Below are 17,654 nucleotides of genomic sequence, written 5' to 3'. Positions count from 1 at the left end.
AACATCATTCACCAATAGATGGAGGAGTCATTACAATAACCTCATTGCTAGTAGTATCTATCTGAGTATAGTTTATATTATCAGTATCGCTTTTACTACTATCAGTTTGCGACTCTAAATCACTGTCAGTACTATCTTTAGTTACTACATATGCCTCTGTTGTATTTTCAGGTAATATAACATGAACTGTTTCATTCTCAATATTTACAGTTGTAATAATAGGCATACTTGGAGGAGTCAAACTCTGATTTACATTTTCTGAATTAGAATACTCACTTTGTATTTTTAGATTTTCTTTTTTTGCTACTTCCACATAAACATTATAATAAAGTTCACCACTCTTCTTCCAATCTTTATATACTGGTTTCAAATTAGGTTTTCCAATGATCTTTTTTACATTTTCATCTATTGTTAATTTTGTTATTTCTTTACTTCTTATATCTTTCTCTTTCTTTATAAGAATACTTTTTTCAACTTTAGAGCTATAGTCTTTTTCATTGTTTATTGCAGTATATCTTTTATCTTCTACTTTATCTGATTTCATAATTTTTTTTTCATTATTTAAACTTTTTGATACATTTATTTTATCTGAGGAAGTAGAATCATATTCAATTACAATATCATTTGAAATTGTATTATTTTTTGAACTATATTTTTCAGATACCTCTTTTTTAATACTAACATCATTAACTTTAGTAACAGTAGGTTCCGAAAAAGTAATTATATAAACTAAAACTATAACAGGTAAGCCAAATAAAAAGTATCGACTCATTCAATAACTCCAACAGAAGCAAATAGACACTTATCTATCTTTTTATTGCAATAATAGATACCTTTATTAGTATAAATTTTATAAAGCATACTAAAACCATTAACAATATCTACACTATTTACTTTTACCTCTTTTTTTAAAAGCATCTTCAACTTTTTTTCTGCAATTGTTTTTGTTGGAAGATACATACTGTTTTTACACTTTTCTAAGTCATCTTCTAACATAGGTGGAAGATTGACTATCATAGGTGGAATAAGTGAACATGAATTCTTTGAACTTGATTTTTTTGTAACTTTTTTTTCAATTTTTTTTAAATCATTTTTAGTATTTAAATTAACTGATGGCATAGCTGGTGGCATAGGTATGTTTTCAGAGTAAAGAGGTAAAGCCATCCCTAAACACAAAAACAGTAAATTAAAGTATTTCACAAATCTCCCCTTCTTTAATTTTATGGATAAAAATAGACAAAATACCCATTTCCAGGAATTATTTTATCAATCTTTTCATAAGATAACTCTATATCTAAATTAGTATAATACTCCCAATTTCCACTTTCTTTATTAAAAAACCAAATTATTACTGGTTCAATTATTTTATTAATATCAAATGAACTTGATGCAATAGAAATAAAATTCCATCCCTCTTTTAAATTAAGATTAAAACCTGAAACTTTTTCATTATCAAAATCAATAACTTCATCATTTTCAACATATACCCAAGCACCTTCACCAGGTAACATTTGATTATCAAGAATATCTATATTTTTTTCTTCAATAATTTTTTGTATTGTGCTATTTGCTGAATATGCATAATATTTTCCATCCCTAAAAAGCCATACTATTTCATTGTTTACAAATAAATCTTCCAAACTTAAATTTCTATCTAAAATATTTGAAACCATATTCCAACCAGCTTTTAAAGAATAACCATTAAATTTATTATTTTTTGAAATATCAGTATAAATTGGTATATTTTTAGTATTTAAAAAAATTAATCCGTTAATATCTACATTATCTATTAAATCTTTTTCACCTTTAAAATTGCATTGAGCATACTCAGGATTAGAGCTTACTAAATATCTATCTGAACCCCTGTTAATAAAAACCAGCCCATACTCTTCTACACTTAAATTATCATCTAAATCAAATGTATAAGGAGATGGATAAGAAATTCCTTCTTCAAAAAAACTATCTTTATTTACCATCCAAGTACCAAACTCCAACATTTCATCCGTAAAAGAGCTGTTCTCTTCAACAAACTTCTCTTTTAAAACATCTAATGCACTTTTTTCTACATTATAACTCTCAAAAAAACTTTTAATGAAATTCAATCCATACTTCTCTTTTAAATACTTTGCAAAGATCACTTTGCCATACTCTACTGCAGAGTTGTAATATTCAATAGATTTATATGTACTGTCAATGTAATATTTGATAAAATTAACATAATCGTTAACATAATCAAATACTTCATCCTCCATCATTGTAGCAGTAGCTTCCATAAACCATAAATTTTTATACCAAATTTCATTTGATACATCTCCTAAACCATAAGCATACTGTATGGTATGAAAAAACTCATGAGCAATAGTTACTTTTAAAATATTTATGTCAACACTTGGATTTATGACAAAATATGGAGTACCGTCACTATAGGCTGTAGCATATCCAGCATAATAACTACTTATATTCATATATGAACCACTATCTTTATTGTATGCACTTCTATTTCCAATATATATATCAATATAGTAATTTTCACTATTCCTTGGAGCTTTAAATCCAAATTCATCTATCTCTTTGTCCCATACTTCATTTGCTGCACTCAATATTGTGTTTGCTAAATCTCTTGTTAAAATCGAATCTTCATATGATATTCCATAAATTACTCTAAAATGACCTGAATAAATAAAAATATTTTTGTCATCTTTATCAATACTTGAAGAGAGATACTCAGGGTAATAAGGTGTAGCAGAGTAAAGTGTTCGTGCTGATAAAGTGGAGCTATATACAACAGGTTTATATAATATATCAGTAATACCAAAAGAGTAGCTAACTAAAATAATTAAAATTAAAAGTTTTTTCATATTTCATTTTCCCATATTAAACTTAATTTAAGACAAAAAGATTAACAATAATTGCAAATTTATAATTACTTTAATGTACCATAAAATTAGTAAATTATAAATTTACAATTACACCTCTTCCCCTACTTAAGGAGAAGAGGAAATTAATAAATTAAATATCAGTTACTAATGTAATAGTATTTACTTCAGAAGTACCATCATCAAACTCTAAGTAAAGTTTTGTACCAGCTTCAACTGGTCCATAAAAGGTTACTGTAATATCTTCTCCTTCAGAAGTTAAAAACAGTTTTCCATCACTATCTACACTCCAAGTATAATCATATGTGCTTCCATCTGCATCTACAACAGTTACAGTATAATCTGAATTAAACTCTACTGTAACAGTACTACCAGTATCATCAACTAAATCAAATTTTTTAGAAATAATTTCAGATTCACTGACCATATACACTGTACCCAAATCTGCAGATGATGAAGTAGTTATTGTTTCAATTACTGGAATTGTAATCTCTTTTTTATAAACCCAAATTCCGCTTAAAGGTTTAATAGATTTAATTTCTGGGAATCCACTATCTACAAGCGTTGGCTTATATATGTCATTTACTGTATACCATTGCCAAGAGCCATCTTGATAAACCCATACAATGTCAGCACTATCAAATATTGACATATCCAATATTGCTTCACTTGTACCAACTAAGTGCCATCCTAAGCCTAATGAATCTATAAATGTTTTATCAAGTACAGCTTTTGTAGAAGACTCTATAGCTTCAGCCAGTGAATTTCCAAAAAGGTAGCCGAGGTTCAATACTACAGTCTCTCCAGGCATTATTTCATTTACTTTAAAAGCCATTCCTATTGTATAGTCACCATCTGAACAACTTGTTGCATTTTCATCTCCATCTCCATCACATCCACCAAGCAATATTTTATCTGGATCTTTTGTCCAACTAGGTGAAATAACAGCGTTATGCTCATACTTTTCATCAAAAGTAAATAATCCTACTGGCATATTTGTTTTAGCACCTAATGCATAAGCAATATTTTGACTAGGCAAAGTAATATTTCCATCAGGAGTCTCTATATTGAGTCCTAGCTGATTTTTTGTATCAAAATCACCATATACCAAATTATCCGGATCTGGATCCAAAAATCTAGCATATTTAACATCTTTAAGTGTTTGATCGCTTATATTTGTTATATATACTTGAATATTTAGTGTTGTACTTCCAGGTACGAGTGTATATAGCTGTTTAATTTCAATATAATTCGTTGCTCCTTCGCTCACAATTGCCTGATGCATTACAGCTGTTATGTTACCATCAGTAGATTTGTCAACTGCTGTAATGTTTGATTCAGTAATATCTGTTGTGTAACTATTTTCATTAACTTTATAAACTGTACTATTATCATCAAGAGTAAATTTAATACTAAATCCCTCAAATGGAGAACCAGGAGTTAAATAATCTGGAATCACTTCTGTTCCATCTTCTTTAACAAAAGTATAATTTCCCTCACCATCAGGATCTAACTCAAACCCAGGTTTGGTATTACCATTAACTCCAAAAGTACCGTCATCACTAACCCCAGCTTTTATGAAATGGTTATCCATAATTAGTGAGTTAGTTGAGTCAATTGCTCTTTTTAATCCAGAATCATAAGAGTCATTTGGAGATGCTAAAAGCATCCCCGCTGTAACTAAACTTAAACCTATTGTAACAAGCTTTTTCATACTTTCCTCCTTTTATAGTCCAATAGACGGTGTTGGAATAACAGGTGCCACCGGTGGTTCAGGCAGAACTTCATCAAGTCCAGCAACATTGATATATATAATATATGGTGAAATTGTTCCTTCTTCATCTTTAAACTCTATCTCATAGTTTCCTACTTCACTGAATGTATGAGTAAGAGCTCCTGTTGTTGTTGTATTTAAGATCTCTTCTCCTAGCTCATTTCTTACTATTACATTGTATGTATGTGTGGCTTCATCACTAGGTTTAACTGTAAATGTAACAGGTTCAGATACAACAACAACTCCATATGGTACTTCAAATGATAAGTCTTGAGTATATTCAACACTTTCAATATACCAATCAGGTATATATGTGTCAGAGAATAGATTGATATTCAAGGTTATATTTTTATCTTCTACACCATCTGCATTATCTGCTTCAATTAAATCAGACAAGTATACTGGTGATGAAATATATCCTGGCGCAAATACATCAATCTCATATGCAGTGTCAGTATATGGAATTTCAACTTTAACTTCACCACTCTCATTTGTGTCTTCAGACATATAGATTCCACTCATTGGATTAATGATACTTACATATGCATACGGAATAGTTGCATTGCTATCATCTTTTACACTCAAGTGAAGCATATAATTTTCAGCTTTTCCATAGTTTACTTCTAAAATAGGAGTTGTATCATAAAATCCACTTGGGTTAAGTGCTTTCACAAAAATTTGATTAAGCCCTCTACTCAAGTTTACATCTTTTGTAAAGTTATAAGATCCATCAGTAGTATCTTCAGTTGAAATATCACTCTCATTTAGTAAATATGGAGTATAGTTAACAATTACCATTAACTGACCAGCTGGATCATAGTGATTAACTTTCCCTTTTATGGTAACAGTTCCACTTCTTGCTTCTGCTTCACTCTCAAGTGAATCTTCACTTATAGCTGGATCAAAATCTACCTCTGGAATCCACATAGAGGTATCTCCGCTCTTATCTTTAAGAGCCAAGTTGACTTTTTTAATACTACCTACAGCAACAACAACATTAGTATAGTCACTCTCTTTTTTTATCGTACCATACTTTTCATCTATCAGTATGGCTTTGGCATAAACACTTCCTACTGGAGCCATTGGGAACATAAAGCTTCCAGCTTTGTCTGTCATTACTGATTCAATATAGTTCATTTTATCATCATATAAATCTACTACTACAAAGTAACCATCATCAATCACGCTGTCGTGGTTGTCATCAATAAAATCTGCCACACTACCTTTAATTGCTCCCATTGTAGGGTAGAAATCTATAACAATTGGTGAAGTAGCTCTCTCTCCTTTAGGGTTAATGAGTTTTACTACTATCTCATTTTCACCTATTTTTGGAGTATCAATGATGACCTCAATTGTTCCATCACTGTTCATTGTAACACGTGGATAAATTCTGTCACCATTATCATAAACAACTACTTCAGATGCAAAACTACCATCAGCCAACTTTTTTAAAGTACCATCTTCTTTATCTAAACCAACTAACTCTAGTTTAATAATTCCATTTATCTCATCTGGTACAAATGAAACTAGACCTATACTTGGCTCTATGACATCATCTATTCCAGTAGCAGGTTTTAGATAAACTGTTACATTGTTTTCATTATCTTTATAGACTGTTTTAGATATTGCTTGCGGATAGTAACCATCAGCTGTAACAGTTATAGTTCTTAAACCTGAAATAATGTCATCAAACGCTATTTTGCTTCCAATCTTGCTTTCAAGAGATGAATACTCTTTAAAATCATCAATAACAGAAGTTACCTCTTTATACTGCCCATCAATAGTTATATTTGCATCTATACTTGCATTTGTATCTGCATCTTTTACTTCTACATTTACAGTTGCAATACCTTTTGATTTAAGGTTGATTTTAATATTTTCAACCTTACCTGCACTATATTCTGCAACATTTATAACTGGAGAGTCATAATGACCATATTTTGAAGCTCCAAGTGTAAGCATTGAGATATCTTTATCTCCAAGTTTAGCATACTCCAAAGGTAATTTAGAGAATATAAACTTACCACTTCTGTCTGTACTGTCTACTAAAACTCTCGGTGCTGAAACTGGTGGATTAACATTTACATCTCCTGTCAAGATGTAGTTTGTTATATCAGCTATAGCACCTTGTTGAAGTGTTTCTCCTTCAACAAGAATAATGTCTTTTCCTGCATCATTTTTTGCATGCAAGTCAACCATTGGAACTATTGTCATACCAGTTGAAATCAAAGGCTTATCTGCATCACCTGAACTAGCAACAGCACTCTTAACATCATCACTTGCACCAGCTTCATCTGCTATTTGACTAAGAGTCATATTTAATTTTTCCATTATCTCATTTTGAGAAATGAATTTTGAGATTTTACTATAAGGGATTTTACCGTCAAATACAGTATAGCTATGTGTTGTACTATCCCAAACCTTTTGACCAATCGTCATACTAGCATTCATATCGTACAGTTTTGCATATAGTTCATAATCATTTACTATATCTAACAACTTCCAGCTATATCCTGTATCACTTTTTACTAGTACAACTGTTTTGGTTCCAGTTGTAGATGAAGTAGTCAAATCAGCTATTACTGCAGTGCCATAATTTAATATAAAATCACCATTTGCTTGTATAGCTGTTTCATCTAATCCATCATATTTAAAATAATCAGTGGTAAGAAGAACTTTAAAAGCAGCATCATCTGCAGCAGGATCGCCATTTATTCCATTATCAACATATTTAACATTATTATAATAAGTTGTTGTATCATCTGCATCATATGAACCATAACCCCAAACTCCATCAACTTTCACTGCAGGAGCTATATCTGAATCTATTGTAGCAGAACCGGCAAACTTATCAACATCAAAATTAAATTTTACTGTGCCAACTATTTTTGCATAGTTGTCTATCTCTACATCACTTGCATAAGTTGATGTAAAGTCTGTACTAGCTTTATCTTCAGTTGCAGAGAGCTCCACAAGGTCTGGTGAACCGTCTCCGTCTATGTCGTGTTCAGCTATGACTGCTATGTCAAACAAACCGCTGACCATAGACTTTACATCTTCAGGGTCTGTACTATCTTTAGTTTCTGCTACCATTCTTTTCATATCTTGGTAGCTTAGGAAGTTACCGTTGTCACTTGAACTACCCTCTTTGACTAGAAGCCATCTATCTTTACTGATCCTTGCCACTCCAGTAGTTGGGACTGCATCTTCATGTATTTTCATATACCACTTATACTTGGTATTTGGTTGATTACCAACTTCTACTCCAAGTTTACCATCTTTATATACATCAGCTTTAACATAAGCTAAAGCATAAGGGAAATATAGATCTACTTTACTTAGATAGACTGGATTTGTCTCATTTGTATCATAAACAAATCCTTCAATAGAGGCAGTTGTAGAGATCTTTTCAAGTTTCAAATTAACTGTTGTATCTGAACCTTCTGTTAAACTACTAATGTATACTGTTTTATCAGCACTCTTATAGTCTGTTTTCATGGCTTTTACATGGAAATTTACATCACCATAACCAGCTGTTATGTTATAATCTACATAACCATTTGCATCAGTAGTTCCTATTAGTCTGTCACCAATGAAAACAGCTGCATCAGAAAGATTTGCATCACTACTATCTGTTATGTGAAACTTAACAGGATATGTAAAACTAACTTTCTTGTCGAGTACAATTACATGTGGATAAAATCCTGTCCCTTTAAGTTCTAAAACAGGGGTTGAAAGATCAAATTTTCTAGCATAGCCTGTTTTGATCTTTGTAGTTTCATCATTAACTGTTTTGAGTGTAATACTTGGAGAAGCTTTTTCTCTCCATTCAGTACCATCAAAATAGAATACTCTAATTTCTCCTCCAGATCCGGCTAGAGCATCATCTATTTCATATTTATCAGTACCTGGCAGTGCAATAGTAATGTATGGTTCTGTAGGATAATAATCACTAAAGTCACCATACCCTTTGCCACCAAGTCTTCTAGATATTTTTAAATAGAAATCAAAAGAAGCTAAAACATCACTCTTATAACCCTCTTTTGCTTTACTATCGATTAGTGACTTGAGTTTATCACTCTCATCTAATGTATCTACAGGAGCAGGTTTAATTCTTCTTACAGGTAAGTCTTTTTTCAGACTATCACTACTACTTGGAGAATAGTAACCTATGTTATCTTTTAATTTAAAGGTTTCACTTATGTAGTCTAAAACTCTACCTGAAGTAGTAGTCGTTGTAGGTGCTTTCTCTTCTGGAAGCTCCAGTGCATTATCTTCAGTCATAAATATGTAATTAGTTCCAGCTACATCGATAGTATATATTTTATCAGCCATACCATCTTTTTTAATAAGTAGCTTAGTACCACTAATTAAAGTTGGTGCTGTTATGAAACCACTTATATCTGTTGTACCAACCAATGTAGTTGTATCGTCACTCTCTACTTTATAAACCAATGCATCAACTAATGCATAAGGTGCCGAACCTTCACTAACTCCATAGATGTAAAGAGATGCACTTGCTACTGCCGTACCGGCTAACTCATCTTTTAAATTTGCTATATCATCATCACTTAAAGAACTAAGTGTCGCAGGAGTGTACTCTTTTTCATTATCTCCACTTCCTAAAACAACACTTGTAACGTTTTCCCAGTCTGGGACAGATGTTAATTCATTCAAAGTAGATGATTTAATAGTATCTACTAAACTTGCTGATACAGTTTCAGAAGTAGAACTATATAGTGTTACAGTGTATCCATCAAGTGTAGGAATTGGTACAGGAGTTAATTTTTTAGAAATTTTGAACCAGTAGCCTTTACCGTTAACAGTAGAACTAAAATCACTATAAGATGGTTTTAAAGGGTCATAGCTCTCAATTATGCTTCCATTATATGTTATAACACTATCAATTTTCATATCTTTTGCAGATAATTCAGTAGAAATATCTGCTATATTCATAGATGGAATTCCAAGTAAATTCCATCCAATGTTAAAAGTTACTGTGCTCAATGAAATTGGAGTATCCCCTATGTTAAGAACAGTATCTGATTTTACTTTAACCCAATATCCTTTTCCAGCGGTAAGAGTAGTAAAATCACTATAAGTAGGTTTTAATGGATCGTAGCTCTCAATAATATTGCCATTATATGCAATTATACTTTCTACTTTTGACGTATCAACAATTGTTGATATATCATAATCACCTGCAGATGAAATGCCAACTGCATTCCATCCTGCCTTTAAATTAATATCAAGCGCACAAACATTCGTAATTAAAACGGATGATGCTACTATAGATAAAAATCCTATTTTTTTCATAACCTACTCCTTAATTATGGTAATGGTAAATGTATATCTCCACTTTGAATTGTAGTATTAAATTCATCTCCACTATAATAAATAGTTACATTTTTACCTTCATATGTACCTTGATAAGTAATTTTCAAAAAAGCTTTACTGCTATCAACATTATCATCATATACATACATTATTCCACCAGCAGATGTATCTTCGTCTAATTGATCTAATGCAACGGCTATAGGTAAATCAGAATAACTTTTTACTGTTACACCTGTAACACTAGTTGAGTTAACATCTCCATTATTCAAAAGTGTAAAAAGAACAGGATTAACAGTATAGTAGCTTTTTATTCTATCAGCTGCATCTTTAAATCCAGCAAGTGGATCACTTACTTCTACACTTATATCTTTAGATACACAAGCTTTAGCATCGCATACTTTTACATTTGCACTATATGTGCCATCTGTGCTTGGAGCAGTACCGTTTAAAGTTACATTTCCATCACTGGCAATATTACAAGTTAACGTTGTTAATGAAGAACTTGTAGCAGTACAAGTCAATGCATCACTTTCAGGATCTTTTGCTGTTCCTATTATCTCACTGAATGATGCATCAATATTTGCACTAATAGAACTTGTAGTTAATGTTAATTCAGGAGGGAAGTTATCTAAAACATCTAAATGTACTTGAGTAGCTTTTCTTATTTTCCCAGTAGTATATGGCCATTTATCATCAGGTATAGGTAGAGTTACCTCTGTTGTATTTCCTATGAAGTCATATCCGTCTTTATCTACTATTACCAAATATGCGTCATATGTATTTGCTCTTGTAACATATTTAACCAAGTTTTTCTTAATAGTATCTCCTACCTGTTCATTGTTTGCAAATTCGTTTATAATGCTTGACGCATTGAAAATTAAATTCTTTCCATCACTTGTAATTGCATTTACACCATAATTGGTTTTAGTAGCACAAGTCATATCTAAATCACCAAATGCTCCACATAGTTGTAAAGTAGTACCCTCTGCAACAGTTACTTTAAAGTTTCCATCAATTTTTTCAAATTTTGCTTCTGCAGTACCAGTTAACCAGCCACCATCATCACCTTTTATATAAACAGTTACATTTACATCTTTTGAGAAAGTATCAGATGTAGTATCATTAACTAAGCTTAAGTTTAGATCTAAATACTCACCTAGTTTATCTTTTATTGCAGTAAATGTGTTATTTACATCTGTAACATTGTCAAGATCTGGAGTAGGATCAACTTTTATATAATATTTTTTCAAATTAAAAATACCACTAGCATCAGCTGTTACATCTTCTATAGATTTAACATTTAAAGATGTATCACTCATATCTGCTGTTGCAGTTAAAATGTCATAGCCACTAAGAATAGTTACATTAATTTCTGTTCCATCTTCTGTTACTACAGTTTCTGTGTCTGTTCCTGTGTCTGTTCCTGTGTCTGTTCCTGTGTCTGTTCCTGTGTCTGTTCCTGTGTCTGTTCCTGTGTCTGTTCCTGTGTCTGTAGATTCCAACTTACTTTTTTCTTTATCAATCAAAGTTTTTATTTCATCTAAGGTAGTTGCAATACCTTCAGCAGAACCTGTTTTGACCGCTTCTTCTACTTCTACTTTTATAGTGTATATTACTACTTTAATGGTAGCAGAAATATCAGTACTTACATCTTTAAAAGGTATACCTTCCAAAGCCTCAATTGTACTAATAATATTTGTTATACTTTCTGCTACTTTACTTAATATTGTATCATCTACTGTGATAGTTGAATTAACTTTACTAATAGCATTTTTAAGAGCATCACTTGTAATAGTAAAACTCAAAGCCCTATACTCAACATTATTATTTATAATATAAGCTAATGCTTTGTATGCTTCTTCTGTAGTTAACCCCAAACCTTGTATAATTTTAACTGATACCACTACTTTAGCTATATCAAACTTAGTAGAATCATTAATTTCTGAACTAATTCCATCTGAAGTCATATCTGTAGTTGTAAGATACTGAAGATATGTTAACGGTGTAATATTTCCACCATCGCTATAAAGTGCTTTCATATAGTCGTTTGATGTAAAGTTTATATCATCAGCAGTACCAACTTTTTCATCTGCACCTATATCTTTTGCAGTATCATTTCCTTTAACTTCCAAATAGTAAGGAGTACCTGAAACTGTAAGCGAGTATGTACCATCATTATTAGTTGTTGTACACCCCAACTTATTACCATTTACATCATATGCACAAACGTCTGCATCAATTACTGGTCCATCGTATGCTGTACCACTAATTGTTGTTGTCTCTGTAGTTGGTGTGGAATCTCCACCGCCACATCCTGAAAGAACAATTACTCCTGCAACAGCTAAGCTTGCAGCCAAGCTTACTTTTCTACCTTTATACATCTAAACTCCTTTTTATACTTTAAGATCACATACAATCAATTCTACAACAGTTTCTTTTAAAATAAACAAAAACTGATTAATAGTTTTATCAATTATTGGATTTTTGTTATATTTCTTCACTTAAAAACTCTATAAAAAAATTCTTTAAAAACAACTAAAATAGTTAATGTTAAAATAACAAAATCAATTTCTGATAGTATAAAAAGTTTTAAATTATTGGATTTACTAAATTTTGTAAGGACTTATTGAAGCTTGTATTGATGTATCAATATAAAAATAAGTTTACATTATTTTTGCTTGGTTTATAACTTTAACTATAAATTATGTAGAAAATATCAAAACCTCCAATAAAACCGGAGGTTTAGCTATTATTTAATCATTTGATTCTTTCTCACTTTCTCCACGTAAAAACTCTATAAAAAAGATCCCAAAAATACCTAAAATGATTGATGTTATAAAAGCAACAATGACAACTAAGCCGCGTTTTGGTCCTGTTTTGTCTTTTACATATGGTACTTCAGGTGGTGTAAAAAGTTTTACATTATAGTACTTGCTTGATTTTGCAAGAACCTCTTTTTGTATTAAAGCAGATATAAGATCGCTAAGTTGTTTTTTAAGGCTGGCATCTGTTGTTTTAGCCAACTCTTCTTTATAGTAAGCAATCTTCTTTTTTATGTCACTTAAATCATTCTCTTTAAGTTTTTTAGAAGCATCTTGTAAAAATGCCAACACAACATCACGTGCTAAAAAACGATCTGGATCTTTAAAACTAATAGTTATTAAAGAAGACTTTTTGTCACTGCTAATTGAAAGTTTTTTACTAAACTGCTTGTATGCATTAAAAAGCGAGTCTTCGATATTTTTATTTTCTTCTGTTTTCTTATCTTTTGAGTGTAACAATCTATATATACCATCATAGCCAAAAGCAAAAACATAGTTTTTGTCTGCATCTGGGGAGTTTAAACGATCAAAGAATTTATTGCGCAGTAAAAATTCTCTCATAAATTTATAATCATTAGCTAAAGCGTTTAATGCTTCATCTGGTCTTAAAGAACCGCCGCCACCTCCTACATCAATGCCGGCAAGAGAAGCTAAACTGCTAAGTCCTCCAGGAAGACCTCTCTGTTTCTCTTGTGGAATCAATTTTGCAGATGACGTATATGTATTTGGTTTTGCAAGCATAGACAGTACTGTTATAAATGTTACGATTATAGTAAACAGTAAAAGCTTCCATCTATACTTCCAAATAGTTCTTCCAAGCTCTCTTAGATCTATTTCATCCTCATCATCAATGCAAACAGGCGGGTATGGTTGATTTGGGTACATCATCTCTTCTTTTTTCATTATAATGATCCTATTGTTTTAAGTGCTGCAGCTGATACAGCTAACTGATAGAAAATAGATGTAATGTCTTTTGCTAATTGAATATTAGATATAGTGTCGATCTTCATAGGAACAACTATAGTATCTCCTTTTTGAATTTTTACATTCGATGCAAAGAAGTAACCTGTTTCTATTTTTTCAGCTTCACCGTTAGCGTGAATTACATATATTGTATCTGTTCCTGCACTCTCTTTTAATCCACCGCATCGTTCAATATAGTCACTAAATGTATACTCAGGGTTATATATTTGAGCAGATGGGTTTAAAACTTCTCCTAAAACAACAACACTATCTTCTTGTGATGGTACATAAAGAGTGTCACCATCTTTTAAAATTATATTGTAAGGTGATTTACTGAATTCATCTATATCTTTATCAAGTTTTACAACTATTCTACCGGTCATATTTATATCTTTTATCTCCTCTTTTAAATTATCGAGCAGTGAAATAAGCATCTGTTTATCACCACTATTTTCACCAGCTTGAGAAGGAGAAGCAGCAATATAGGTTATTCTTTTTTCAAGCTCTTTTACTTCACGCTCCAGCCCTTTTTCTTGCATCTTTTTAATATCTTTACGAGTAAAAACAGCTCCCTCTATGAATGCATTACTTGTAAAACCACCTGCTCTTTTAATGAGATCAGCAAGCTTATCACCATCTTCAATAGGGTACGTTCCTGGGTATAATACCTGCCCTTTTATGGTAACTGTTTTTTTCTCTGACCAATAAGGTATTTTAAAAATTGTAATTTCATCATAATTTTTTACTTTTGGAGATTTTTCTGACATTATGAGCGATTTTATACTATGCTCAATTACTCTTTTGCGTTTCCCATCTTCTACTATATAGTGGACTATTTCAACCTTATTACCTGCTCTCTCAGTCAAACCACCTGCAGCCAGTATGAGTTCTTTAATTGTTGTATTGTCATTTATTGGGTATTTGCCAGGATTATATACTTCTCCTTTTATGTATGCTGTTTTTGGAGGATTTGTAGCTAATGCTGAGTATGTAAAAATTTCATCTTTAGGTTGAAGTTTATAGTTGTTCTCTTTTAACAGATTTACAACTTTTGTTGAAGGTTGAGATGTTACTGGGTCATAAGATGTTATTCTAATATGCTCTTTATCTATAGAGCATTTAAGTCCTGCAGTTGTTATGGCATCATTTAGTGTCATTCCATCAATATATCTTAATGTTACATTATTTTCTACATTGTCTTTACTGATAATTTCCTTGCTATTTTTTATATCGCTTCTTACACACTCACCAATTACTGTTATAGATTCTGACGGCTTGACAACCAATGAGTTGAATATATAAATCTCATCTCTACTATAAAGAGGAATAGAAACTTTTCCCTCTAGTGCTGATTTTAGATTAAAACCTATTAGCTTCTCTTCCAAGTCAGGAGTTATGCGAAGAATTACTGCATAATCAAACAGTGTGTCTTTTAAAAACACTCCTCTAAGCCCTTTCTCTTTAACAATTGGAGCAAAGAGTTCATAAAAAGTCATGCCCTCTTTTGGTAAACCCAAAGAGCCTGGCTTTACAACATTTCCATATAGTGTAACCTTCTGAATATTAGCCTCATCCATGTCATAAATATATATCTTATCACCATCTTTAAGCTTAACCCTATTTGCTTCAGAAAGTTTTAGTGAGATTATTTTTATATTTTTAAAGTTTTCATGTCTTTTTATTTTTATTCCATAACTGCTTGCATTTGCTTTTAATCCACCAGCAAGTTTTATGAGTTCACCAAGTGTTTCACCTCTCTTTACCTCAAATATAGCCGGATGTTTAACATACCCTGCAAGAGTAACAAGACTCTTTACTGGTTTAACAACTATTACATCACCAGCTTTCAGCAATATTTCTTGACTTTTATCTCCATATCTCATTAGCTTATAAAAATCTATATGTTTAATGATTTGGTTATTTCGTTTTACAACAACATCTCGCATTGATCCATTTTCACTTATGCCATGTGCTGCAATTAATGCATCTTTAACAGTAGAAAATGACCTGATATTATAAACACCTGGAGCATCAACCTCTCCCGATAAAATTACTTGAATAGTGGCAAATCCTGTAACATTTACCAAAACACCAGTGTTAGGGTAAGCCTTTGTTATTGTGTCTGAAATGAGTGATTTTGCTTCTTTAAAAGTAAGACCAGCTACAGTTAAAGGACCAAACCCAGGAATAACTATGCGCCCTTCATTATCTATAGTTAATTTCCAATTGTCATTTTTAGGACCATATAGAGTAATAGATACTTCATCCTCTGGTACAAGCTGATAGTTTTCAGGTACAGGTAAAGAAGATAAGTTGACTCTGTTTCTATTGAGGAAAAACTCATCACCATATCTTTTTAACTTAACAAAATCCTCTTTTATCTGCTGTTTTTCTAAATTTTTAAATAATTTGTTAAGATCCGGAGTCTCAAGAGGAGATTTAAAAGCATCAAATTTATTTAGATCACTAGTAGTTTCATTTTTGTCATTTTCATTTTTAGATAAATCTTCAAAAGTGGTAATATTATTTTCTACTTTCAACTCTTCATTATTTTTAATATCAGTTGAAGAACCTCTTTGTGATTTTAATTTAAGCATATCATTTATTTTAGGTTCACTGAGCAATTTCGGGTTAGCAATTACAGCTTGGGTTAACTGCTCATTACTTAAACCAGCAAATAACTCTTGTGTACCACCTATAAATAAAATAAATAACAGATAAACCAAAGCACCTGTAAACTTTTTCAAAACCACTCCTTTTTATATTTTGCCAAATCAGCGTTCACGCTATTTATAATTTTCAATTAAAAAATAAAAAAATTAGATGAGATCGTAACAAAATAGAGCTTAAAATTAAAGATTATGAAGTATCGACAGCAGTCGTTCAAATATGAAAAAGTAAACCTTGAAAAAGTAAACCTCTGACCCGCTTAATAACCTAAAGCTTTTTTCATAGGTCTTTTGCCAAAAAGTTTAAAACCGAGCGCTATATCATTTAAGTCACCATATTTTAGAAGATTCTCAATAGTTAACTTCTCACCTACCGTAGCATATTCTACATCTTTACTATAGCTCTGAAACACTCCTTTATCTTTTAGCTTATTAAATAGTTTTATCTTTTGTCTATATTTTTTTAAAATTCTTGAAACAGTAGATTTGGAAAGATCTAAATGTTCAGCTACTTGTGAAGCTTTGTAACCATTTTTGATAGCACAAAAAATAGCTTCTTCTTTTGGCAGTGTTTCAAAATACTCTTCAAGTGGCTTTAACTCTTTTTTATCAATAATATCTTTCATTTTAACTTTTGTATTGTAAAGTTCATCAATCTTTTTTAATTCGCTTAAATCCATCTCTTTATCAAAATTAGTAGAGTCAATTAGTTCATAGTTTAACATTGAAAACCTAAAACCACGACTACTCATAGCCCATCTGTATTGACCTATTTTTTTGCATAATTTTGCTTTTACAGGATTAAACTCTATATATCTTACAAGTACATTTAAATAATTACCATCATAAATATACCAAGACTTAAACCTACCTCGCCAAAGTGGACCGACTCTTTCATATTTTTTATTGTAATAAATACTATATCTTGCATTAATTTTTTGTAAAGACATAGAAAGATTTTGATTAATGATTTTCATAAGAAGATGATAATGATTATTCATTAAACAAAATGAGTAGATCTCAAATCCATACTCATCACTAGTATCATTAACTATCTCTAAAAATTTATTAAAATCTTCATCATCATGATAAATGGTATTTTTAGCAACTCCACGATTAATAATATGGTAAAAACCATTTTGCTCTATTCTATTTTGTCTTGGCATAAGTAATCTTTATTTTTATTTATCAAAAAAGTAAACCTCTGACCCGC

General features: G+C 31.3%; 9 protein-coding genes. All 9 read right to left on the bottom strand.

Translation table 11 applies throughout. The features are described from left to right. Positions 1 to 4: 4 nt before the first annotated feature. Positions 5 to 772, bottom strand: coding sequence for a hypothetical protein (locus BM227_RS00270; RefSeq protein ID WP_092909768.1), 768 nt, complete (start codon positions 770 to 772; stop codon positions 5 to 7). Continuing rightward, positions 769 to 1,200 carry a hypothetical protein gene (locus tag BM227_RS00265; protein ID WP_092909766.1) on the bottom strand — a complete coding sequence of 144 codons (432 nt, stop codon included), beginning with the start codon at positions 1,198 to 1,200 and terminating at the stop codon, positions 769 to 771. The genes BM227_RS00270 and BM227_RS00265 overlap by 4 nt, the downstream gene beginning before the upstream one ends. A 20-nt stretch (positions 1,201 to 1,220) precedes the next feature. Then, the gene (locus tag BM227_RS00260) at positions 1,221 to 2,858 is read right to left on the bottom strand and encodes a DUF6055 domain-containing protein (protein WP_092909763.1); all 1,638 of its coding nucleotides are present in this window, start codon (positions 2,856 to 2,858) and stop codon (positions 1,221 to 1,223) included. Positions 2,859 to 3,009: 151 nt separating this feature from the next. Next, positions 3,010 to 4,590 carry a hypothetical protein gene (locus tag BM227_RS00255; protein WP_092909761.1) on the bottom strand — a complete coding sequence of 527 codons (1,581 nt, stop codon included), beginning with the start codon at positions 4,588 to 4,590 and terminating at the stop codon, positions 3,010 to 3,012. 12 nt (positions 4,591 to 4,602) lie between these two features. Then, on the bottom strand, positions 4,603 to 9,966 hold the full coding sequence (locus tag BM227_RS00250) for a hypothetical protein (RefSeq protein WP_092909758.1): 5,364 nt from the start codon (positions 9,964 to 9,966) through the stop codon (positions 4,603 to 4,605). A 14-nt stretch (positions 9,967 to 9,980) separates the two neighbouring features. Beyond that, on the bottom strand, positions 9,981 to 12,368 hold the full coding sequence (locus BM227_RS00245; protein WP_092909755.1) for a hypothetical protein: 2,388 nt from the start codon (positions 12,366 to 12,368) through the stop codon (positions 9,981 to 9,983). A gap of 372 nt (positions 12,369 to 12,740) precedes the next feature. Then, complete coding sequence (locus BM227_RS00240) at positions 12,741 to 13,712, bottom strand: Wzz/FepE/Etk N-terminal domain-containing protein (protein WP_092909752.1); 972 nt, start codon at positions 13,710 to 13,712, stop codon at positions 12,741 to 12,743. Then, on the bottom strand, positions 13,712 to 16,519 hold the full coding sequence (locus BM227_RS00235) for an SLBB domain-containing protein (protein WP_092909750.1): 2,808 nt from the start codon (positions 16,517 to 16,519) through the stop codon (positions 13,712 to 13,714). Before BM227_RS00235 ends, BM227_RS00240 begins: the two co-directional genes overlap by 1 nt. Before the next feature lie 182 nt (positions 16,520 to 16,701). Further along, positions 16,702 to 17,607, bottom strand: coding sequence for a transposase (locus tag BM227_RS00230; RefSeq protein WP_092909747.1), 906 nt, complete (start codon positions 17,605 to 17,607; stop codon positions 16,702 to 16,704). Positions 17,608 to 17,654: the final 47 nt, after the last annotated feature.

Source organism: Hydrogenimonas thermophila (assembly GCF_900115615.1).
Lineage (GTDB): Bacteria > Campylobacterota > Campylobacteria > Campylobacterales > Hydrogenimonadaceae > Hydrogenimonas > Hydrogenimonas thermophila.
Note: the sequence above shows the minus strand (reverse complement) of the source record. Positions and strands in the feature narration are given on the sequence as shown.